This is a genomic window from Orbaceae bacterium lpD04 (genome assembly GCA_036251935.1).
Classification (GTDB): Bacteria; Pseudomonadota; Gammaproteobacteria; order Enterobacterales; family Orbaceae; genus Orbus; species Orbus wheelerorum.
This window is the reverse complement of sequence record CP133967.1, coordinates 15,221-38,863: the sequence shown is the minus strand read 5'-3', so window position 1 is coordinate 38,863 and position 23,643 is coordinate 15,221. Positions and strand designations below refer to the sequence as shown.

Genomic DNA, 23,643 nt, shown 5'->3' with positions numbered 1-23,643 from the left:
AATCTAAGCTGGAGGCTCTTTTGTGAATGCTGTAAAAAAATTTGTAGCGTCTAATGAGCTTTGGCAGACTATTCGGCAAGAAGCTTACTTATTAATAGAAAGTGAACCGATGCTTGCGAGCTATTTTCATGCTACTTTGCTTAATCATGATAATATAGGTAGTGCAATAAGTTATATTTTAGCAAATAAGTTATCCACAGAAGTCATGCCTGCCATTGATATTAGAGAAGTGATCAGGCAGGCTTACCTAGCAGATCCCGCCATCATTGAATTTAGTATGACCGATATTATGGCTGTTTATCTACGAGATCCCGCTACGAATTATTACTCGACGCCATTACTTTATTACAAGGGATTTTTAGCCTTGCAGGCTTACCGTATTGCTCACTGGCTTTGGAAACAAAATCGTCGAGCATTGGCTACATTTTTACAAAGTCAAATTGCGATTGTTTTCGGTGTCGATATTCACCCTGCTGCTAAAATTGGTTGTGGCGTTATGTTTGACCATGCAACGGGTATTGTTGTTGGTGAAACGGTAGTTATTGAAAACGATGTATCAATTTTACAATCAGTAACTTTGGGTGGTACCGGTAAAGAAAACGGTGATAGGCATCCTAAAATTCGTGAGGGTGTCATGATCGGTGCAAACGCAACAATTTTAGGTAATATCGAGATTGGTAAAGGTGCTAAAATTGGTGCAGGTTCGGTTGTGTTAGATCCGGTTCCTGCTCATACGACTGCCGCTGGCGTGCCTGCGAAAATTGTTGGTTGCCCTGGCTGTGATAAGCCGGCTTTGAATATGGATCAAGAACTTTAATTGATAAACTTGCAAAGGAACAAACCTTTGCAAGGATTTAAAGGTATTATCTCAATAATATTTTTCGCTAATTCAAATCAATATTTCACTACTTTTTAATGTTTAGCTCCATCGTAGGGAATGGAATATTGATATTATTACTATCGAGATCGAGCTTAATATTTTCTAATAGCGCGGTTCTTACGGCGCTATAATTTTCATTCGTTACCCAAACATAGATAACAAAGTTAATCGATGAAGCCCCTAATTCGTTAAAACGTACTGTTCTACTAAGATCAGTCAAAATATCAGATGTTTTATCTATTGAACCTTGTAGTATTTTATAGACATCTTTAATATCAGCACTGTAATCAACACCAATTGTTAAATCAATTCTTCGATTTGGTTGTCGAGTATAATTAATTATATTCGTCGATAAAATTTGACTATTTGGAATAGTAACTGTTTCACCGGTAGGTGTAATAATAGTTGTCGAGAATATTTGGATTGCGTCAATGTTACCTTGAATTCCACTAATAATTACTAATTCTCCGATTTTAAATGGTCGAAATAAAATCAGCAGTACACCTGCGGCAAAATTAGATAGAGATCCCTGTAATGCAAGGCCTATAGCAAGACCTGCTGCACCGATTATAGCAACAATTGAGGTTGTTTGAACACCGAGCTGACCAAGTACGGCAACAAACGTGAATCCCATAATGGTATAGCGGGCCGAAGATGAAGTAAATTTAACAATTGTCGGCTCAACATCTCGGATAATTAGTATTTTACGTAATTGCTTACTAACAAAAGAAGCGATAAAACGCCCAATAAGAAAAATAATGATGGCAAAGCCAATATGAAGTAAGTAGTCAATAACAATACTGTCATATTTTTCAATAAATTGAATAACTTTTTCCCAAAATGTCACTTTAAACCACCTCAAATTGTGTTATTAATTTAGAACAACGATGTTAAATACTAAATTAATTGTTTAGTAATTAATGACCACCGTAATTCGAAATCGGCTGTAGGTAAATATTGAAAACCAGAACGGACATAGCGCGCCATCATACCTTCGCAAAAAGCGAGTATTTGACTCGATAATATTCTCTCATCGGTTGAGTATGCAGTGCCTTCACGTAATTTTCTTTCACGTAATACTTGTTTAATTTGCGTCTCAATTCGGTCAAAGAGTTGGCTTACTCTTTCTTGTAATTGTTCTTGCTCAAACATTAGTGCATGACTCGTCATAATTCGAGTTAAGCCTGGATTTTTTTCTGCAAAGCCAAGAATAAGGGCTACAATTAAACGAAGCCTATTTTCAGTCTCTTTTTCATCTTGTAAAATATGATTAATGCGAGAGAGCAAAATATCTTCAATAAAAATGATAAGGCTTTCAAACATTTTTGTTTTACTTGCGAAATGACGATATAACGCTGCCTCGGACACACCAACTGTTGCAGCTAGTTTTGCCGTAGTAATTCGCTGAGAACCTTCATTTGATTCAAGCATTGTTGCTAATGCTTGCAAAATATCTTCTTTACGATTTTTACGTTTAGTTATCACAGTTATTTTTTACCTGAATGACCAAAGCCACCTTCACCGCGAGATGACTCATTAAACTCTTCTACAATATTAAATTCTGCCTGTACAACTGGCACAATAATTAATTGAGCGATGCGATCGCCGGGCTCTACAGTAAACGCCGTTTGGCTACGATTCCATAAAGGTACAAAAAGCTGACCTTGGTAGTCTGAATCAATTAAACCGACTAAATTACCTAAAACAATACCATTTTTTGATCCTAAGCCCGAGCGAGGTAGTACTAATGCCGCTAAAGTTGGATCTTCGATATACATTGAAAGGCCTGTTGGCGTTAAAATGGTTTCACCTGGTTTAATTTCAGTAGTTTTGTCAAACATAGCGCGTAAGTCGATCCCAGCAGAACCAATGGTTGCATAAGTCGGTAGCGGAAATTCTTGACCAAGGCGTTTATCTAAAACTTTTATATCAATTTTTCTTTTCATGATGGTGCTCATTATAGTGTTTAATTATTTCGCTAATTAATTGTTTAGCTAACTCACTTTTATTCATCAATGGTAATAGCAATTTACCTGATTGCCAATAGAGTGTGAGGGCATTATTATCGCAATTAAAGCCTTGTGTCTGCGATGATACATCATTAGCGCAGATCATATCTAGATTTTTACTGACTAATTTTTTTTGTGCATATTCTTCGACATTATTAGTTTCTGCAGCAAAGCCGATAACAAAAGGTCGATTTTTTTTCATTGCAGCAACTTCAGCAACAATATCAGGATTTTTAACTAATGTAATTGTTAGTTCGTCATTATTATCCTGTTTTTTCATTTTGTGATCTGCAACGATTTTAGCGCGGTAATCAGCAACAGCGGCACATGCAATAAAAATATCTGCTTGCGGCGCATACTGTTGTACCTTTTGCTGCATATTGATAGCACTACAGACATCTTCTCGATTAACATTATGCGGTGTAGATAAATTGACGGGGCCACTAATTAAGGTCACTTTTGCACCTAGAGCTGCGGCTGCCTTAGCAATTGCAAATCCCATTTTACCTGAACTATGATTGGTAATATAACGAACAGGATCTAATTCCTCTTGGGTTGGGCCTGCAGTTATTACAATATTTAAATTAGCTAGCTTTTGATTATTTGTAAATAGATTAACGACTTTATTTGAAAGCACTTGTGGTTCAAGCATTCGGCCCGGGCCAATATCACCACACGCTTGAATACCCTCATCTGGTCCCCAAATATGTAAACCTCGATGAGCTAACTGAGTAATGTTTTGTTGAGTAATATCAGCTTGATACATTTGTTGATTCATTGCTGGGGCAATTGCGATAGGGGCTTTAGTTGCAAGGCATAACGTTGTTAGTAAATCATCAGCGATGCCATGCGCTAATTTTGCAATAATATTCGCCGTAGCTGGTGCGATTAAAATCAAGTCAGCCCATTTTGCAAGTTCAATATGGCCCATCGATAACTCAGCTGAAGAGTCAAATAGATTATCAGAGACTTTATTACCAGATACAGCTTGCAGTGATAACTCAGAAACAAAATGTTTTGCCGAGTCAGTCATTACAACGTGAACTTGCGCACCTAATTTTTTGAGTTGGCGCACCAGCTCAGGGCATTTATAAGCAGCAATTCCACCAGAAATACCGAGTAAAATATGTTTATTGGCTAAATTCATCTCGCCTGCTTGTTTATCAAAAATAAATGATATTTTACCATGAATCATTATAATATTAATTAAATTAAGCAATTAATAGCAAACAAAAGTGTTTTTATAATGATTTGTATACACTAAATAAGTGATATCACTGATTATTTATTGTATTAACAGCTCTTTTGCATTGGCTAAAGTATTCTCGGTGATCTTATCGCCACCTAGCAATCTTGCGAGTTCTTGTAAGCGGTGCACTTGATCTAGTACATTCATTTGTGTATTAGTCTGTTTACCATCGGTTTGTTTGGCAACAAAATAATGATGGTGTGCATTACCCGCTACTTGTGGTAAATGTGTTACCGTTATGACTTGCGTTGATTTGCCTAATTCTCTTAGTAAATTACCGACTTTAGCCGCTGTTGCACCACTAATGCCAACATCAATTTCATCAAAAATTAAAGCGGGAGTCTCAATTTTTTGTGCTGTAAGTACTTGGATTGCTAATGCAATTCTAGATAGCTCTCCACCAGAGGCGACTTTACTGATGGGCTGCATTGGTTGACCAGGATTAGTTGTTACTAAATAGGTGATATGATCTGCGCCTGTTTCACTTATTCTAGTCTCGTCGTATTGAATATCGATACAAAACTGGCCATGTGGCATAGCAAGTTCTTGAATGCTTTGTGAGATTTTTTTAGATAAAACCGTCGCGGCTTTTATCCGTTTAGTATGTAATATTTTAGCGCAAGATAGTGCTTCATGATGATATTGATTTATCTCTTGTTGTAACTGTTCACTAAGCTCATCTTGATTTGAAATTTGTTTAAATTCATCAAGCAATTGCTGGTGTAATATTGGTAAGTTTTCAGGTGAAATATGATGTTTACGTGATAATGAAATCTGTTTAGATATTCGCTGTTCAAGTTGCATGACTCTAGCCGGATCAATTTCAAGGTTATCTACATAACGATGTAGTTCATAGCCGGCTTCTTTTATTTGAATTGCGGCATCTTCTAGCATCGTTGATACATCAACTAATTGTGGATCTAGACCTGCTAATTCTTGAGCCGTATTTTTAGCATTACCTAATTGATTTAATAGATTAAATTCGGTATTTTCTTCTAATATATCAATAAGCTGATTACTTAGATTAATTAACTGCTCACTATTTGATAATCGCTTATACTCTTCATCTATTTGTTGATATTCACCTTCACTAGGCGAAAATTCGTTAAGTTCTTTAAGTTGATACTGTAGCAATTGAATATGGGCATCACGTTCTTGCTTTGATTTTTGATGCTGGGCAAAGTGTTCACTTGCTACTTTCCATTTTTTAAAAGCGATTTTCATTGTTGATAATAATGAACTTTCGTCCATATATTGATCGAGCAGCAGCTGTTGATAGTCACTACGCATCAATTGCTGATGTTCATGCTGACCATGAATTTGTATTAGCATTTGACCTAATTCTTTTAATTGCGAAATAGGTACTGATGTACCGTTAATAAAAGCTTTTGATCGTCCATCATGATTAATTACACGACGTAAAATACATTCGTTATGATCATCAAGCTGGTTTTCAGTCAACCAAGTTAAGGCACTTGGTGTATCATCAAGGAGAAAATGTGCAGAAATATCAATCCGTTCACTACCATGACGAATAAATGAAACATCGGAACGCGCACCTAAACATAAACCCAGTGCATCGACTGATATGGATTTCCCTGCGCCCGTTTCTCCGGTAATCGCGGTCATACCTGTATGAAAGTCAATAATTAAATTATCAACAATAGCAAAGTTATTAATCGTTAATTGTGTTAGCATAATCGTTTTAATACATAGTTCATTTGCATTAAGTATAACAATAAAAATACTGTAAATAAATACAGTTTTTAAATTTGTTTTATATTATATTGCATGCTTACAACAAAAAAATAACGAAATTCAGTACAAAAAAACCACCTAATAGGGTGGTTTTTTTGTTTACATAAAGAAAATTATTTTATTCGTAAATGCCTAATTTCTTTTCTAAATAGTGAATATTTGTTCCACCTTTTTGGAAATTTTCGTCATTCATAATATCAATATGTAGATCAATGTTGGTTTTAATTCCGTCAATCACAAGTTCTGCCAGTGCATTTTTCATTCTTGCAATTGCAATTTCACGTGTTTCACCATAAGCAATCAACTTACCAATCATTGAATCATAGTGTGGTGGAACGGTATAACCTGCATAGATGTGTGATTCCCAACGTATACCAAAACCGCCAGGCGCATGAAAGCGAGTAATTTTACCTGGTGATGGCATAAAGGTTTTTGCATCCTCGGCATTAATTCTGCACTCGATAGCATGGCCTTTAATATGAACATCTTTTTGATTGATTGATAGCGCTTGACCAGAAGCAATACTGATTTGTTCCCTAATTAGATCAACACCAGTAATCATTTCAGTAACAGGATGTTCAACTTGAATGCGGGTATTCATTTCAATAAAGTAAAATTCACCGTTTTCAAATAAAAATTCAAATGTTCCAGCGCCACGATAACCAATCTCAATACATGCGTTCGCACAGCGTTCACCAATAAATTGGCGCATTTTTGGTGTAATGCCAACTGCTGGTGCTTCTTCGACCACTTTTTGGTGGCGTCTTTGCATCGAGCAATCACGCTCACCAAGATAAATAGCTTGTCCTTGACCGTCAGCAAGTACCTGAATTTCAATATGACGCGGATTCTCAAGGAATTTTTCCATATAAACCATGTCATTATTGAAAGCGGTTTTTGCTTCCATTTTTGTCATTTTTATTGACTGTTCAAGATCTTTTTCTTGACGAACAATGCGCATACCGCGCCCACCGCCACCACCTGATGCTTTAATGATTACAGGATAACCAATTCTTTTAGCAATTTTTTTATTCGTTTCAATATCACTACCCAATGATCCATCAGAACCTGGGACACAGGGTACACCTGCTTTTTTCATAGCATTAATTGCTGAAACTTTATCTCCCATCAGGCGTATAGTATCTGCTTTTGGACCTATAAAAATAAATCCAGAACGTTCAACTTGCTCAGCAAAATCAGCGTTTTCAGATAAAAAACCATATCCAGGGTGGATAGCTGATGCGCCAGTAACTTCAGCAGCAGCAATTAACGCAGGAACATTAAGATAACTTTTAGCCGATGGAGCAGGGCCAATACATACTGTCTCATCAGCAAGTAAGACATGTTTAAGATCTTTATCAGCCGTAGAATGTACTGCAACGGTTTGAATTCCAAGTTCTTTACATGCCCTTAAGATACGCAAGGCAATTTCGCCTCGGTTAGCAATTAAAATTTTATCAAGCATATTAACCTCTAAGCGAATTTTTTAAACAGACTTTGTCCGAAAACATATTAAATATGTCAATATTATTCGATTACAAATAATGGTTGATCAAATTCAACTGGTTGTCCGTTTTCAACTAAAATCGCTTTAACGATACCTGCTTTCTCTGATTCAATTTGGTTCATCATTTTCATTGCTTCAACAATGCATAGTACATCACCAACTGATACAGCTTGACCCACTTCTACAAATGATTTCGAATCAGGGCTTGGGGTACGATAAAATGTGCCAACCATTGGTGATTTGATAGTATGACCCGTCATTGCACAATGATCATTACTTGATGCTACAATCGGCGCAGTTTCTGTTATTGTATTAACGAAGTTAGGTGTAGGCTGGGCAACATGAATATTTTGGACTGGGTAAGCGGCTGGAGGTAGAGCTCGGCTAATTCTAACTGACTCTTCGCCTTCCGAGATTTCTAACTCAGAAATCCCCGATTCTTCAACTAATTCAATCAATTTCTTTATTTTGCGTATATCCATGAATAACACCGTATTATTTGTTCATAAAATAAAATGATAACTGGAAAACCTATTACCATTCGTTTTGTTCTATTTCATATGCTAATTACGCCACTATAGCCTAATTTTGCAGAAGTTAGCCGAAAGTATCAATGTTTTTGTGGCAAATTATATTAACGGGCAAGAATACACTGTTAAATACTATTTGTCATTATATATATCAATGTTAGACACTTTTTTTACTAAAAAGTTTCAACTAACATACTTAAATATTTAGATTTATGGCTATTTCTAACTATGCGTTGAGTTATAATTGCGGTACAATAACGCAAGTTTTTAACTTGCTGCCAGCTAGCATAGGTCATTTTCATGTGCTACTAAGCAAGAGTGCTAATTAAAATAGCCTTTATATCATCAATTCAGGAAGAGCTTTATTATGTTTAAAAAAATTCGTGGTATTTTTTCTAACGATCTCTCTATCGATTTAGGTACTGCAAATACGCTTATTTATGTCAAAGGTCAGGGTATTGTTCTTAATGAACCGTCAGTAGTTGCGATACGTCAAGATCGTAGCGGCACACCTAAAAGTGTTGCTGCAGTTGGGCATGCGGCGAAGCAAATGTTAGGGAGAACGCCAGGAAATATTGCAGCTATTAGGCCAATGAAAGATGGTGTTATTGCTGACTTCTCAGTGACAGAAAAGATGTTGCAATATTTTATCAGGCAAGTTCATAGCCATAGTTTTTTAAGACCTAGCCCTCGTGTACTTGTGTGTGTACCAGTTGGTGCAACTCAAGTTGAACGTCGTGCGATTCGTGAATCAGCACTTGGAGCTGGTGCTAGAGAAGTTTATTTGATTGAAGAACCAATGGCTGCAGCGATTGGTGCTGATTTACCCGTATCTGAACCAACAGGTTCGATGGTGGTTGATATTGGTGGTGGTACAACGGAAGTTGCAGTAATTTCATTAAATGGCGTTGTTTATTCGGCTTCCGCTCGTATTGGTGGCGATCGCTTTGATGAAGCTATTATTAATTATGTTAGACGTAATTATGGTTCTTTAATTGGTGAAGCGACGGCTGAAAGAATTAAGCATACTATTGGTAGTGCTTATCCTGGTGATGAAGTTTTAGAAATAGAAGTTAGAGGCCGTAATTTAGCTGAAGGTGTACCAAGAAGCTTTACGCTAAATTCGAATGAAATTTTAGAAGCATTACAAGAGCCATTAAGTGGAATTGTAAGCGCGGTTAAAGTTGCACTAGAACAATGCCCTCCAGAACTCGCTTCAGATATTTCTGAACACGGTATGGTTTTAACAGGTGGTGGTGCATTATTACGTAATATTGATAAATTACTTTCTGCTGAAACTGGGATCCATGTTGTTGTTGCAGATGATCCACTCACTTGCGTTGCAAGAGGTGGTGGTAAGGCTCTTGATATGGTTGATATGCACGGCGGTGATCTATTTAGTGAAGATTAGTTTTTGTGTAGCGTTGAAAAACTACTTTTTTATCTCTAAACGGTGGATCCCGCTATGAAACGATTATTTACTAAGGGAACACCACTCGGTTTTCAGCTATTTATCGTATTAATTTTAGCTATCTTATTGATTGTATGCGATGTTAATTATCGGGCATTTTCTGTTGCCCGTTATTATTTAGATTCAATTATTTCTCCCTTATACTATATCTCAAATTCACCAAGAGCCACGTTTACTTCCTTAGAGCAAATGTCGAAAACAAGGCAAGTGCTTCTTGATGAAAATACATCTTTAAAAAATGAACTACAAAGTCAGCAAAGTGAATTATTACAACTTGCTTATTTGAAAAGAGAAAATAATAGGCTTCGGGATTTGCTTGGTTCTCCTTTACAACACGACGAATATAAAAAAGTGGCTCAGGTATTGCTTGCCGATACAGATCCGTATATTTATCAAATCATGTTAAATAAAGGTACAAAAGATGATGTTTTTGTTGGACAACCAGTTCTTGATGAAAAAGGCATTGTTGGGCAAATTTATAAAACAGCATATGACACTAGTCGTGCAATTTTAATTTGCGATTATCAACATGCGATCCCGGTACAAGTATTACGCAATGATATGAGAGTGGTAGCAGTTGGTAATGGTTGTAATAATGATCTCTTACTCGATTTTTTACCTAATAATGTTGATATTCAAGTTGGCGATGTATTGGTCTCTTCTGGCCTTGATGGCCGCTTTCCGGAAGGTTATCCCGTTGCGGTTGTTAGTTCTGTTAAACTCGATATACACGGCTCAACACCGATTATCTCAGCTACACCTAGCGCAGATTTAAAACGGTTACGTTACCTATTATTATTGTGGAATGATAAAAATAAGCCGGCTACACCTAAAAATACCCAAGAGGTACTAAGTAATGAATAATTCTGCCTACAGTTATTGGATGATTTGGCTGACTTTATTTGTTGGTTTATTACTGCAAGTTATGCCATGGACTGCATCATTTTATTTTTTAAAACCACACTGGCTAATGCTAATTTTAGTTAGTTGGATATTCGTGTTGCCGCACAGAGTAGGTATTGGAACTGCATTTTTAGTCGGTATTATATTAGATCTATTTTTAGGGACTGTACTTGGGGTACATGCCTTTATTTTTTCGTTAATAGCTTATCTTGTTCTTTTTAGATTTCAATTGGTTAGAAACTTAGCCTTGTGGCAGCAGTCGTTTATTATCTTTGGCCTATCACTTATTTATGATTTATTGCTGTTTATATTTGAAATTGCCATATACCAAATGATAACTCTATCTCCGCTTGTTTTTCTATCGGCATTTATTGATGCGTTTATATGGATATGGGTATTTTTGCTGTTACAACAAATTAGGCAAATTTTTGCAATCGATTAAATGAGGATATTATGTCTGTTGAATTATTAATGAATGTCACGCCATCTGAAACTCGCGTTGCTTATGTTGAAGAAGGGATCTTGCAAGAAATTCATGTTGATAGAGAATCAAAAAGAGGCATTGTCGGTAATATTTATAAAGGTAAAGTTATTCGAATTTTACCGGGTATGCAAGCGGCATTTGTTGATATAGGGCTTGAAAAGGCAGCATTTTTGCATGCTTCAGATATTATGCCGCATACTGAATGTGTTTCAGATAGTGAACAAGAACAGTTTCAGGTTAAAGATATCTCAGAACTTGTCCGCCAAGGTCAAGATCTTATGGTTCAGGTAGTAAAAGATCCAATAGGAACTAAGGGTGCAAGGCTGACAACTGACATCACTTTACCGTCTCGTTATTTAGTCTTTATGCCAGGCCCAAACTCTGCTCATGTTGCGACTTCACAGCGCATTGAAAGCGAAGAAGAACGGAATCGTTTAAAACAGATCATTGAAAAATATATTACAGATGATGGCGGTTTTATTGTCAGGACCGCAGCTGAAGGTGCGAACCAAAATGAACTAGAACAAGATATCGCATTTTTAAATCGTCTATGGAAGAAAATTCAAGAAAGAATGTCTAGACCAGTAAGTAAAAACTTACTTTATGGTGAGCTAGACTTATCTCAGCGTATTTTAAGAGATTTTGTCGGCGATCCAATTGAAAGAATTTTAGTTGATTCAAAGCTAACATTTGATTTATTAACCGAATTTACTCAAGAATTTATGCCTGAAATTACGGCTAAATTGGTACATTACAAAGGTAATATTCCTATTTTTGATTTGTACGATATTGAAAATGAAATCCAAAGAGCATTAGATAGAAAAGTAAAACTCAAGTCAGGCGGATACTTAATTATTGATCAAACCGAAGCAATGACCACAATTGATATTAATACTGGTGCTTTTGTTGGTCATCGTAATCTTGAAGAAACAATTTTTAATACCAATATTGAAGCAACGATTGCAATTGCAAGGCAACTACGCCTGCGAAATTTAGGCGGCATTGTTATTATTGATTTTATCGATATGCAAGAAGAGATCCATCGCGAGCGAGTATTACAATCGTTACATGATTTTTTAAGTAAAGATCGCGCTAAAACAACGGTTAATAACTTTTCTGCTTTAGGTTTGGTTGAAATGACGCGTAAGCGCACAAGGGAAAGCATTGAACATATCTTATGTGAAGAGTGTCCCTCTTGCCATGGTAGGGGTATGGTCAAATCTGTTGAAACGATTTGTAATGAAATTTTACGCGAAATTGTGCGTGTGCATAAAGCTCATCGCAGTGAATATTTCTTAGTATATGCATCAACTGTCGTAGCTAATGCTTTAACCGCCGATGAGTCTCACACATTGGCTGAAGTTGAATTATTTGTTAGCAAGCGAGTTGAAGTAAAGGTCGAACCATTATATATCCAAGAACAATATGATGTTGTATTAATGTAATGAGTATTGTTGCTATTAAGTAATTATCTTTAATATCTTTTAAGGAATTTATGTTATTAACTGAGGTCAGTGAGCGACTACTTACTGCAAATAATTTAAAGCATGGTGATCTAACTCATCTACTTGATATACTATCTGCCAGACGAATTGATTACGGTGATGTATATTTTTTATCGGGTTATTATGAGAGCTGGGCGCTAGATGATAAAATCATCAATAATGCGTCATTTCATCGAGATCAAGGTGTTGGTATTCGTGCGATCACCGGCGATAAAACCGGTTTTGCTTATACTGATCAAATTTCATTTGCCAAACTCGAACAAAGTGCTGTCGCAGCTCAAAGTATTGTTCATGATGTTTCACCATTAGTTGTAACACCATTAAAATCGGGTGAGCAACTGCCTATATATCCTAGCCTTAATCCGATAAATAGCATTGGGCAAGACGTCAAAATTTTATTGTTGCAACATGTTGATAGATTAGCTCGCTCATTAGATAAGCGCGTTATTGATGTTACAGCAAGCCTTTCTGGTAGTTATGAAGATATCTTAATTGCCGCAACTGATGGTACCTTTGCGGCAGATTCTCGTCCGTTAGTCAGATTATCTATCTCTGTTTTAGTTGAAGAAAATGGCGTTCGAGAAAGAGGAAGCTGTGGCGGAGGGGGGCGTTTTAGCTATGATTATTTCTTTACAATCAATCCTCTAACGGGTCAAAGTCAGGCTGATAGTTATACGATAGAAGCTGTTCGCTTAGCATTAGTTGCATTATCCGCAACGGCCGCGCCTGCAGGCGCCATGCCCGTTGTGCTCGGCGCTGGATGGCCGGCTGTTCTTCTACATGAAGCCGTTGGGCATGGACTTGAAGGTGATTTTAACCGTAAAAATTCATCGGTATTTTCTGGTAAAATGGGTCAATTAGTTACTTCTGAATTATGCACAATTGTTGATGATGCGACGATAAAAGATCGACGAGGCTCATTAACCGTTGATGATGAGGGCGTTGCCGGGCAGCGAACCGTACTTATTGAGAATGGTATTTTAAAAGGTTATATGTTTGATAAATTAAATGCCAAACTCATGGGCACAGCGTCAACTGGTAATGGTCGAAGAGAAAGTTACTCTTATTTGCCTATGCCTAGAATGACTAATACCTATATGCTTGGTGGTGACTCAACATTTGATGAGATTATTAGCAGTGTTGATTATGGTCTATATGCACCAGGATTTGCTGGTGGACAAGTCGATATTACCTCTGGGCAATTTGTTTTTTCTACCTCTGAAGCCTATTTAATTGAGAAAGGAAAAATTACAAAACCTGTTAAAGGGGCTACGCTAATTGGTTCTGGTATTGAAGCGATGCAAAATATCTCAATGGTTGCCGATGATATGGCGCTTGATATTGGTGTTGGTGTGTGTGGAAAAGCAGGACAAAGCGTACCTGTGGGAGTTGGTCAACCAACATTAAAGGTAGATAACTTAACTGTTGGCGGTACAATTAGCCGCTAGTGATTTTGTATTAATAGGATGAAGACATAAATGGAAACGATAATTACACTTTATCATGCTTTTTTGGCAATGAATCTCGAAGTTTTAAGAGATCCTAAAGTATTATGGACGCTTTATGCGATGTTATTTGTCATTTTACTATTAGAAAATGGTATTTTACCTGCGGCTTTTTTACCAGGTGATAGCTTATTATTTTTAACTGGTGTACTTATTAGTTTAGATATTTTTCATTTTGGCTTAATCAATGTTGTACTCATTGCTGGTGCAGCATTAGGTACATGGCTTGGTTATATTCAAGGGCGCTGGCTTGGTAACACAAAGCTAGTTAAAAGCTGGATGGCTCACTTACCTGCGAAATATCATGCTCGAACACAGACTTTATTTCATAAATATGGATTACAGGCGCTATTTATCGGGCGTTTTATTGCCTTTGTACGCACAGCTTTACCTATTATGGCGGGTTTATCGGGATTACACAGCAAGCGATTTCATATTTATAACTGGGTCAGTGCGACATTATGGATTTTCTTGATCACCACTTTAGGATACTTATTTGGTCTTTCACCATTATTCAAGATGTACGAAAAACAGTTTATGACATTTTTGATGCTAATTCCGGTATTTTTATTAGTACTTGGTTTAATTGCATCTATTTGGTTAGTTGTAAAACGCCATTTTGCTACCAGAAATAAATCAGTAGAAAAGAAAAAGTAGGAAAAAAGAAATCAACCGATAAGCCGGGTTCTGTCGTGGACAATCATTCATCTAGGCTAATGTTCGCACATTAGCTCAAGCAGTCTACCCGGATTCAGCGTGGGCCACGCCGGCGAATCCCTATTTGACCTTGCTCCGAGTGGAGTTTACCATGCCACAACTGTTACCAGTTGCGCGGTGCGCTCTTACCGCACCCTTTCACCCTTACCTGATCTCATAAATGAGCCATCGGCGGTATACTCTCTGTTGCACTTGTCGTGAACTTTCGCTCTCGCAAAAGCTCCCCAGGCGTTACCTGGCACTCTGCCCTATGGAGCCCGGACTTTCCTCCCCTCTGTCTGTTTCCCGAAGGACGACGACAAAGCAGCGATTGTCTGGTTGATTTCGATAGGGAGGATACGCTAATAATGGCTTATTGTAAATGTTTTTAGTCACCCGATATATTGTTACTTTTTGCGTTTCATACGGCATAAATCTTAAATTATGTGATCTAGATCACGCTTGCTAATTTTGAGTGATTTTTAAAGTGTGATTGAGATCACATTTACAATTAAATATTGATGAATTGCATACAAGTTAATGCGTACAATGTGCGCATATTGACCCATACAAATGAGATAAACTATGTCTAAATCAAATATCAAATTGAAAGTCCAGAATTTTGGACGCTTCCTAAGTAATATGGTGATGCCAAATATTGGTGCTTTTATTGCTTGGGGTTTTATTACTGCTATTTTTCTTTACCCTTCAGGATGGTTTCCTAATCAAATAGTAGCACAGCTAATAGGACCTATGATTTCATATTTACTACCACTATTAATTGGCTATACAGGTGGTAAGTTGGTTTATGGTGAACGTGGTGCGGTTGTCGGAGCAATTACTACCATGGGCGTAATTGTTGGTTCCGAAATCCCGATGTTCTTAGGTGCCATGATTGTTGGGCCACTTGGCGGTTGGGTAATTAAGAAATTTGACCAAATAATTGAAGGTAAAGTTAGAAGCGGTTTTGAGATGTTAGTTAATAATTTCTCTTCCGGTATTCTTGGCATGATCCTAGCCTTACTTGCTTTTTTTGCTATTGGCCCATGTGTAGTTCGAGCATCGGAAGTATTATCTTATGGCGTCGACTTTATGGTGCAGGCAAATCTATTGCCATTAACCTCGATTATTGTTGAACCAGCTAAAATTTTATTCTTAAATAATGCCATTAATCACGGTATTTTTTCGCCGTTAGGGATTCAGCAAGTTGCTGAGCATTCTAAATCAATTTTCTTTTTAATTGAAGCAAACCCTGGACCAGGGCTTGGACTTTTACTTGCTTATATGGTATTTGGTAAAGGGGCGGCTAAAAGTTCTGCAGGCGGTGCTGCGATTATCCAGTTCTTTGGTGGCATTCATGAAATTTACTTCCCTTATGTATTAATGAACCCTCGTTTAATTATTGCAATGATTTTAGGTGGTATGACGGGTATTTTCACCTTAACACTATTTAATGCTGGCTTAAGTTCACCAGCCTCACCAGGCTCAATTATTGCGGTACTTGCTGTAGCACCAAAAAGTTCATTAATAGGCGTTATTGCTTCAGTTATTGCCGCAGCAGTTGTGACCTTTGTTGCATCAGCGATACTTTTAAAAACAACTAAAAATACTGAAAAAAGCCTTGATGATGCACAAGCAAATATCAAAAAAATGAAAAGCCAATCAAAAGGCCTCGATGATTCTAATGAGTTTGATCTGGCGTTGGTGAAAAAAATTATTGTTGCTTGTGATGCAGGTATGGGATCGAGTGCAATGGGCGCAGGCGTTTTAAATAAAAAAGTAAAAGACGCGGGCTTAAATATATCAGTTACTAATTTAGCAATAAATAACTTACCAACCGATGTTGATATCGTTATTACACATCGAGATTTGACTGAACGCGCTAAGCAACATGCACCAAATGCACATCATATTTCACTAGTTAATTTCCTTGATAGCGATTTATACAATCAACTTGTTGAATCCTTAAAAGAACAACAAACTACATCGGCCGTTGTTGAAGTTAAAGCTCAAGCAGAGCAAGATGAAACTCCGATTTTTCGTTTAACACAAAATGATGTATTTCTTGGCCTTAACGCAAGTACGAAAGAAGAAGCAATTCGCTTTGCAGGGGAACAATTAGTTAAATTGGGTTATGTTGAAGACGATTATATTGATGCAATGTTTGCTAGAGAAGCATTAACTAGTACATACCTTGGTGAGTCAATCGCTGTGCCGCATGGTACAATTGAAGCTAAAGACAAAGTACTTAAAACCGGGATTGTCTTTTGCCAATATCCTCAAGGCGTCGTGTTTGGTGAAACGCAAGATGATAAAGCCCGTTTAGTTATTGCAATAGCCGCTCGAAATAATGAGCACCTTGATGTTATTGCTAAATTAACGAGTGCACTTGATGATCCATCAATTATAGAGAAATTAGTCAATACCAACGATATTAATGAAGTACTGGTAGTGTTAGCTTAATGGTAAATATCTTCTTTATTTTGCCATTAAACTATCATTAATAGATAACGAAATAAGATAATTAAGGTTGAAGTTATGCAAGTTTTACATTTTGGTGCGGGTAATATTGGTCGAGGTTTTATTGGCAAACTATTAGCTGATGCAGGGATAAAAGTGACATTTGCCGATGTTAATCAGGCAATTGTTGACGAATTAAATGCAAGGCATCAATATCCAGTAAATGTTGTCGGTGAATGTGCGACGACAGAAGTTGTTATTGGCGTTGATGCGATAAATAGCCAATCAGATGACGTTATTGATAAAATCGCTAAAGTTGACCTAGTTACAACAGCTGTTGGCCCACAAATATTACCTCGTATTGCAAGCGCTGTTGCTAAGGGCTTAATCGCCCGTTTTGAGTCTAATAATACTTTACCACTAAATATTATTGCGTGTGAAAACATGGTGCGTGGAACGAGCCAATTTAAAGAGCATATTTTTGCTGTGTTACCCGCTCAATACCATGATTGGGTTAATCAATATGTTGGCTTTGTTGATTCAGCAGTTGATCGTATCGTTCCTCCTGCAACATCAAAAACAGGCGATATTTTAGAAGTTACAGTTGAGACATTTTCAGAGTGGATTGTTGATGAAACGCAATTTAAAGGATCTGTACCGATAATTTCGGGTATGGAGCCTACTGACAATTTAATGGCTTTTGTTGAGCGTAAGTTATTTACCCTTAATACAGGACATGCGATTACGGCTTATTTAGGTCATTACTACGGATTAACAACGATTCGAGACGCTATCCTTGATGAACGAATTCGATTGATTGCCCGTGGCGCTATGGAAGAAAGTGGGCAGGTGCTTATTAACCGTTATAATTTTGATGAAGTTAAGCATATCGCTTATATTGAGAAAATTTTAACACGCTTTGAAAACCCTTATTTACATGATGATACTGCAAGGGTAGGCCGCCAGCCATTAAGAAAATTAAGTCCATCAGACAGATTAGTGAAACCGTTATTAGGGACATTTGAATATCAATTATGTAGCAATAATTTACAAATTGGTATTGCCGCAGCTTTAAACTATCGTAATTATGATGATGAGCAGGCAATTGAACTTGCTGATATTATTGCTAAGCAAGGGATTGATAAAGCATTTAGCCAAATATCAACGATTGAGATTAATAATCCCGTAATTGCTAAAGTTGCTAAGATTTATGATCTTATGCAAAAAAAGGACTTTTAATTTTTAAACGATACTCATGTTAGAAAATTTACAAGAAGACGATATTCTAGAACGGTTAAATCAACGCATCGGTATTCATGATCTGTTGATTGACGCTATGGATATTATTGGCCAGAGTATAGATCAGTTAATGATGAAATCTTTTCGTAAAGAGAAGCATGCCATCAAATTTGTGATCCCTTCATTAGTGGGCAATCGTGGCCCACTTAATGATTTATCGGTAAGGCTAAAGTTGCTTTATGCTTTAGGTATGATTACTGGTGAGGAATATGAAGATATTGAGCTTATTATGGCGATTCTTGATGAGTTAGAGCTTGATAAAGAAACCGATTATTCTTTTGTTGATGACGAAATTCTAGGCCCGATAAGTTTACTACATGATATGACATTGCCACCTAATCTTGTTAACCAAAAAATGATATCAAGTGATGTTGGAATTGTTGATAGCATGAAGTCTTCAATATATAAGCAGCGTTACCAGCAAATGATTCGATCTGCATTAATCATTGCGATAACAACTCTAGTTGTTCGTCTCACCCAAAAGCAGGAACTTTACTTTATCCAGGAGTAAATTAAGCTTGTAACCAAAAGGTCACAGGACCATCGTTAAGCAGTGAAACTTGCATATCAGCAGCAAAAATTCCGGTCTGAGTTAGAATTTGTTGTTGGCATTGATTAACGAAATATTCATATAATGTTTTCGCCTGATTGGGCGTGGCACCTTTTGTAAAACTTGGCCTCATACCTTTTTGAGTATCGGCGGCTAACGTAAACTGAGAGACAACTAAAATATTACCGTTAGCTTGCTTAACATTAAGATTCATTTTACCTTCATTATCGCTAAAAATACGATAACCAAGTACTTTCTCACAAAGCCTTGATGCCTTTTGCTCGGTATCTTCTTTCTCAACACCTAATAATACTAATAAGCCATGATCTATTTTGCCAACAATTTGCTCATTGACCGAAACACTGGCATATTTTACGCGTTGTATTAGTGCAATCATTTTTCACCATCATCAGTTGATATTTGAGTTTTTTGTTGTTGATTATAGTCAGCTAATGCGGCAGCAAATTCAGCACCAAACAAAATAATACACCATGAAAAATAGTTCCAAATGAGTAATAAAGGTATCGATGATAATACGCCATAAATCAATTGATAAGTTGGGAACGAGGTCACATATAGGGTAAATACTTTTTTACCTAGCTCAAATAATACTGCGGCAATGATAGCCCCGACAATAGACTCTTTAGTTGGCACTGGCTCTGTTGGTACGATACAGTAAAGTAACCAAAAACCAACAACGGAAATCATAAAAGGTAAAAAACCTATCAATAAATGACTTATTGTCGTATCTGATAACCACTTCGTTGAAAATATATATGAACTAATTGCAACACTAGCACCAATTAAAATAGGACCTAATGTTAATACCGTCCAGTACATGGTTAGCTTATAAGTAAAGGAACGCCTACGTTTTGTGCGCCAAATAAAATTAAGAACGCTATCAATAGAGCTAATTAATAGTAAAGAGGTTACAACTAAGCCAATAATACCAAATACAGTCATCCGATTACTATTAGCAATAAATTGATCGAGATATTGTTGAATAGTGTCACTCGCTGCTGGTGCTAAATTATCATAAACCAATTGCCGTAGCGCCTGGCTTGCTTCGTTAAAGATAGGGAAAGCTGATAAAAGTGAGAAAATGACAGTAATTAGAGGTACTAACGCTAAAATTGATGTGTATGCAAGGCTTGCCGCCGACGTTGTTAAGCGATCATGGTTAATACGCTGCCATAAAATAGTGAGAAAACGTTTGAGGCTAGTAGTATTTTCTCTCAAATTACATTTAGTTAAATTCATTAATTTTACCTATCAGTAAAGCACTATTTTAAGGTTGTGATACAGCTATTTATACCATTATTTTTTAATGTTATTATCGCTTTTTCTGCATCTGTTTTTAACTTATAAGGCCCAACAAGTACCCGGTGAAATTTATCGCTTTGTACAAAACTTGCCATACCAATCATTGCTAATTTGGCTTGTAGCGATTCTGCATTGGCTTTATCTTTAAATGCACCACATTGCAGTAGCCAATTCCCGGCTTGCGCTGCGGTATTTGGCTGCGTTACTACTGCTGGTGGCGCAGTGTTGGTTTGAGCTTGATTGCTAGCGGTTGAACTTGTTTGTTTATCGTTAATAAAGCTATTTAAAATTTGTTGACGCTCTTTTTCTTGTACTGATTTTGATACCGGAGGGATAATCGTTTGATTATGGCTATTTGGATTTTCTAATTCTTTTAAATAGGTCCAGCGCTCTTCGGGCTTATCAGGTAAAGTTGCTTGTGGTTTTTGGGTTACAATTTGCGGGGTTGCAGCAGGTTTATTGGGTTTATTGGTTGAAACGAAATATAAAATAGCAGCAAATAAAATGACTAATAATACGGCAATTGCCATCATTAAATTTGGAATAACACGTGAAGTATTTTTTACTTTTGCCTTTTTTTTGACATAATCACGTTGCGCCACACTATACTCTCTTCAATTCGGTTTTAATTAATTGTGAATAGTATACAAATAAAAAAAGTGGCTTTCACCACTTTTTATTAAATTTAATAACAAAAACCGAAATTAATGTTATTATTTTTTATTAAGCATTATGCAATTGCGTTAATTTGCTTAACTAAATTCGCTTTATGGCGCGCTGCTTTGTTTTTGTGGATTAAACCACGAGCCGCTTGACGATCAACGATTTCCTGCATATCTTTATACGCTACTTGCGCTGATTCTTTATCACCAGCTGCGATAGCTGCATATACTTTTTTGATATAAGTACGCATCATCGAACGACGACTAGCATTGTGTTTACGGCGTTTTTCAGACTGAACTGCACGCTTCTTAGCTGATTTGATGTTAGCCAAGGTCAACTCCCAAATTAGATGAACTAATAAATATAATTATCATTAAGGCGACGAAATATGCCTTATTTGAGTTATTTTGTCAATAAGAAATTTTCGATAAATCATTTTTTAAATTGATCTGCCTTAAAATTTTTGTGCTAAAATACCCCTAATTTTGTGAATTATCTATTTTAGAAAGAGGAAATTTCATGGCTATTATTAAAATGACGGATCTTGAGCTTAAAGGTAAACGTATTTTTATTCGTTCGGATCTTAATGTTCCAGTTAAAGATGGCAAAGTCACATCAGACGCGCGTATTCGTGCATCATTACCAACAATCGAACTTGCTATTAAACAAGGCGCAAAAGTAATGGTTACCTCGCATATTGGTCGTCCAACGGAAGGTGAATATAACCCTGAATATTCTCTACAACCTGTAGTTGATTATTTAAAAGCGCACGTTAGTTTCCCTGTGCGCCTTGTTAAAGATTATCTTGATGGTGTAGATGTAAAAGAGGGTGAATTAGTTGTCCTTGAAAATGTTCGTTTCAATAAAGGCGAAGGTAAAGATGATGAAGCATTATCAAAAAAATATGCTGCATTATGTGATATCTATGTAATGGATGCATTTGGTACTGCTCACCGTGCTCAAGCATCAACTCATGGCGCAGGTAAATTTGCACCTATCGCTTGCGCAGGCCCACTACTCGCCGCTGAGCTTGATGCGTTAGGTAAAGCGTTAGATAAACCGGCTCGTCCTATGATTGCAATTGTTGCGGGTTCTAAAGTTTCAACTAAATTGACCGTACTTGATTCATTATCAAAAATTGCGGATCAAATTATTGTTGGTGGCGGCATTGCTAATACCTTTATTGCAGCTGAAGGCTACAATGTGGGTAAATCACTTTATGAAGCTGATTTAGTTCCAGAAGCAAAAAAATTAATGGCACAATGTCAAATACCTGTCCCAACTGATGTGCGCGTTGCAACTGAATTTAGTGAAAGTGCAAGTGCAACATTAAAATCAGTTAAAGATGTTAAAGAAAACGAACAAATTCTTGATATTGGTGATGCGTCTGCGGAAGAATTAGCAAAAATTATTAAAAACGCTAAAACGATTCTTTGGAATGGCCCTGTTGGAGTATTTGAGTTCCCTAATTTCCGCCGTGGTACCGAAATCGTTGCTAAAGCAATTGCCGATAGCGCTGGATTTTCAATCGCGGGTGGCGGTGATACGCTTGCTGCAATTGATCTATTTGGTATTGAAGATAAAATTTCATATATCTCAACGGGTGGCGGTGCATTCCTTGAGTTTGTTGAAGGAAAAACACTTCCAGCTGTCGCTATGCTAGAAGCTAGAGGCAAATAATGTTGTAATTAAGGATGAAGGGTACTTCATCCTTTTCTTTTTGTATTTTATAAAAAAAAATCGATAGGTAAAAAATAATGGCTACTAAGATTTCAGATGTAATCAAACCGGGTGTTGTAACTGGCGATGACGTTCAAAAAGTATTTCAAATTGCACGTGACAATAAATTTGCACTACCTGCTGTTAACTGTGTAAATACTGATACAATCAACGCTGTAATTGAAACTGCTGCTAAAGTTCGCGCACCCGTTGTTGTGCAATTCTCAAATGGTGGAGCACAATTCATTGCCGGTAAAGGTCTAAAATTAGAAGGTCAAGGTGCTGCTGTTCTTGGTGCAGTATCGGGCGCAAAACATGTGCATTTAGTTGCTGAAAAATACGGTGTTCCAGTTATTGTTCATACTGATCACTGTGCTAAAAAATTACTACCATGGGTTGATGGCCTATTAGACGCGGGTGAAGCGCACTTTGCACGTACTGGTAAACCATTATTCTCATCTCATATGATCGATTTATCAGAAGAAAGCCTAAAAGATAATATCGACTTATGCTGCCAATATTTAGCTCGTATGAAGTCTTTAGGTATGACTTTAGAACTTGAACTTGGCTGTACTGGTGGTGAAGAAGATGGTGTTGATAATAGCCATATGGATAGCTCTGCACTTTATACGCAACCAGAAGATATCGCTTATGCTTATGAAAGACTAAATGCTATCAGCCCACGTTTCACTATTGCGGCTTCATTTGGTAACGTTCATGGCGTTTATAAACCAGGTAATGTTAAATTAACACCGAAAATTTTAGATAACTCACAAAAATATGTGTCAGAAAAATTTGGTTTACCTGAAAAATCATTAAACTTTGTATTCCATGGTGGTTCAGGCTCAACGGCTGAAGAGATTGCTGAAGCAGTCAGCTATGGCGTTGTTAAAATGAATATTGATACTGATACTCAGTGGGCTAACTGGGAAGGCGTATTAAATTACTATAAAGCTAACGAAGCTTACCTACAAGGTCAATTAGGTAATCCTGAAGGCACTGATTCACCAAATAAAAAATACTACGATCCACGCGTTTGGTTACGTAAAGGTGAAGAGTCAATGATTGCGCGTTTAGAATTAGCATTTAAAGAACTTAATGCGATCGACGTATTATAGTTTTTAAATGCGTT

At 36.9% G+C, this 23,643-nt stretch carries 23 protein-coding genes and 1 other RNA gene; 12 read left to right on the top strand and 12 right to left on the bottom strand.

What is annotated here, in order from left to right:
- Positions 1-22 precede the first annotated feature (22 nt).
- Positions 23-817, top strand: coding sequence for a serine O-acetyltransferase (gene cysE, locus RHO14_00180; GenBank protein WVD71240.1), 795 nt, complete (start codon positions 23-25; stop codon positions 815-817).
- 88 nt (positions 818-905) lie between these two features.
- Here the strand turns inward: cysE and RHO14_00175 are convergent, their stop codons facing one another.
- The 7 genes from RHO14_00175 to accB form a co-directional block, all read right to left on the bottom strand.
- Positions 906-1,727 carry a mechanosensitive ion channel gene (locus RHO14_00175; protein WVD71239.1) on the bottom strand — a complete coding sequence of 274 codons (822 nt, stop codon included), beginning with the start codon at positions 1,725-1,727 and terminating at the stop codon, positions 906-908.
- A 50-nt stretch (positions 1,728-1,777) separates the two neighbouring features.
- A complete protein-coding gene (gene slmA / locus RHO14_00170; protein ID WVD71238.1) occupies positions 1,778-2,365 on the bottom strand; it encodes a nucleoid occlusion factor SlmA in 588 nt (195 codons plus the stop codon).
- Between the two features lie 2 nt (positions 2,366-2,367).
- Complete coding sequence (dut, locus tag RHO14_00165) at positions 2,368-2,826, bottom strand: dUTP diphosphatase (protein WVD71237.1); 459 nt, start codon at positions 2,824-2,826, stop codon at positions 2,368-2,370.
- Entirely contained in the window at positions 2,810-4,084 is a 1,275-nt protein-coding gene (gene coaBC / locus RHO14_00160) for a bifunctional phosphopantothenoylcysteine decarboxylase/phosphopantothenate--cysteine ligase CoaBC (GenBank protein WVD71236.1), read from the bottom strand. Before coaBC ends, dut begins: the two co-directional genes overlap by 17 nt.
- Positions 4,085-4,174: 90 nt before the next feature.
- On the bottom strand, positions 4,175-5,836 hold the full coding sequence (gene recN, locus RHO14_00155; protein ID WVD71235.1) for a DNA repair protein RecN: 1,662 nt from the start codon (positions 5,834-5,836) through the stop codon (positions 4,175-4,177).
- Positions 5,837-6,014: 178 nt separating this feature from the next.
- Complete coding sequence (accC, locus tag RHO14_00150) at positions 6,015-7,361, bottom strand: acetyl-CoA carboxylase biotin carboxylase subunit (protein WVD71234.1); 1,347 nt, start codon at positions 7,359-7,361, stop codon at positions 6,015-6,017.
- A gap of 62 nt (positions 7,362-7,423) precedes the next feature.
- Positions 7,424-7,885, bottom strand: a complete 462-nt coding sequence (gene accB, locus RHO14_00145) for an acetyl-CoA carboxylase biotin carboxyl carrier protein (GenBank protein ID WVD71233.1) — start codon at positions 7,883-7,885, stop codon at positions 7,424-7,426.
- Positions 7,886-8,300: 415 nt separating this feature from the next.
- Between accB and RHO14_00140 the strand changes: the two genes are divergently transcribed.
- The 6 genes from RHO14_00140 to RHO14_00115 are packed head-to-tail and all read left to right on the top strand — an operon-like array spanning position 8,301 to position 14,458.
- A complete protein-coding gene (locus tag RHO14_00140) occupies positions 8,301-9,344 on the top strand; it encodes a rod shape-determining protein (protein WVD71232.1) in 1,044 nt (347 codons plus the stop codon).
- 54 nt (positions 9,345-9,398) lie between these two features.
- Positions 9,399-10,268, top strand: coding sequence for a rod shape-determining protein MreC (gene mreC, locus RHO14_00135; protein WVD71231.1), 870 nt, complete (start codon positions 9,399-9,401; stop codon positions 10,266-10,268).
- Entirely contained in the window at positions 10,261-10,749 is a 489-nt protein-coding gene (mreD, locus tag RHO14_00130; GenBank protein ID WVD71230.1) for a rod shape-determining protein MreD, read from the top strand. Before mreC ends, mreD begins: the two co-directional genes overlap by 8 nt.
- An 11-nt stretch (positions 10,750-10,760) precedes the next feature.
- The gene (gene rng, locus RHO14_00125) at positions 10,761-12,236 is read left to right on the top strand and encodes a ribonuclease G (GenBank protein WVD71229.1); all 1,476 of its coding nucleotides are present in this window, start codon (positions 10,761-10,763) and stop codon (positions 12,234-12,236) included.
- 50 nt (positions 12,237-12,286) lie between these two features.
- Positions 12,287-13,744, top strand: a complete 1,458-nt coding sequence (gene tldD, locus RHO14_00120) for a metalloprotease TldD (protein WVD71228.1) — start codon at positions 12,287-12,289, stop codon at positions 13,742-13,744.
- A gap of 30 nt (positions 13,745-13,774) precedes the next feature.
- Positions 13,775-14,458 (top strand): DedA family protein, encoded by a 684-nt coding sequence (locus RHO14_00115; protein ID WVD71227.1) that lies wholly within the window; start codon positions 13,775-13,777, stop codon positions 14,456-14,458.
- Positions 14,459-14,461: 3 nt separating this feature from the next.
- Here the strand turns inward: RHO14_00115 and rnpB are convergent.
- An RNA gene (gene rnpB / locus RHO14_00110) (RNase P RNA component class A) lies at positions 14,462-14,844 on the bottom strand.
- 238 nt (positions 14,845-15,082) lie between these two features.
- On the opposite strand from rnpB, the gene RHO14_00105 reads away from it, so the two are divergent.
- From RHO14_00105 to RHO14_00095, 3 genes are all read left to right on the top strand, one after another.
- On the top strand, positions 15,083-16,960 hold the full coding sequence (locus RHO14_00105; GenBank protein WVD71226.1) for a PTS mannitol transporter subunit IICBA: 1,878 nt from the start codon (positions 15,083-15,085) through the stop codon (positions 16,958-16,960).
- A gap of 75 nt (positions 16,961-17,035) precedes the next feature.
- Positions 17,036-18,196, top strand: coding sequence for a mannitol-1-phosphate 5-dehydrogenase (locus RHO14_00100; GenBank protein ID WVD71225.1), 1,161 nt, complete (start codon positions 17,036-17,038; stop codon positions 18,194-18,196).
- 16 nt (positions 18,197-18,212) lie between these two features.
- Entirely contained in the window at positions 18,213-18,767 is a 555-nt protein-coding gene (locus RHO14_00095; GenBank protein ID WVD71224.1) for an MltR family transcriptional regulator, read from the top strand.
- 1 nt (position 18,768) lies between these two features.
- On the opposite strand, the gene dtd is transcribed toward RHO14_00095, so the two are convergent.
- The 4 genes from dtd to rpsT all read right to left on the bottom strand — a co-directional run bounded on the left by dtd (position 18,769) and on the right by rpsT (position 21,123).
- Complete coding sequence (dtd, locus tag RHO14_00090; GenBank protein WVD71223.1) at positions 18,769-19,203, bottom strand: D-aminoacyl-tRNA deacylase; 435 nt, start codon at positions 19,201-19,203, stop codon at positions 18,769-18,771.
- On the bottom strand, positions 19,200-20,066 hold the full coding sequence (locus RHO14_00085) for a virulence factor BrkB family protein (GenBank protein ID WVD71222.1): 867 nt from the start codon (positions 20,064-20,066) through the stop codon (positions 19,200-19,202). Before RHO14_00085 ends, dtd begins: the two co-directional genes overlap by 4 nt.
- Positions 20,067-20,089: 23 nt before the next feature.
- Positions 20,090-20,731 carry an SPOR domain-containing protein gene (locus tag RHO14_00080; GenBank protein WVD71221.1) on the bottom strand — a complete coding sequence of 214 codons (642 nt, stop codon included), beginning with the start codon at positions 20,729-20,731 and terminating at the stop codon, positions 20,090-20,092.
- A 128-nt stretch (positions 20,732-20,859) separates the two neighbouring features.
- Positions 20,860-21,123: a 30S ribosomal protein S20 gene (gene rpsT, locus RHO14_00075; GenBank protein ID WVD71220.1), complete on the bottom strand. Its 264-nt coding sequence runs from the start codon at positions 21,121-21,123 to the stop codon at positions 20,860-20,862.
- Positions 21,124-21,311: 188 nt separating this feature from the next.
- Here rpsT and pgk point away from each other — a divergent pair, with 188 nt between their 5' ends.
- Positions 21,312-22,472, top strand: a complete 1,161-nt coding sequence (gene pgk / locus RHO14_00070) for a phosphoglycerate kinase (GenBank protein WVD71219.1) — start codon at positions 21,312-21,314, stop codon at positions 22,470-22,472.
- Positions 22,473-22,549: 77 nt separating this feature from the next.
- Positions 22,550-23,629: a class II fructose-bisphosphate aldolase gene (gene fbaA, locus RHO14_00065; protein WVD71218.1), complete on the top strand. Its 1,080-nt coding sequence runs from the start codon at positions 22,550-22,552 to the stop codon at positions 23,627-23,629.
- Positions 23,630-23,643: the final 14 nt, after the last annotated feature.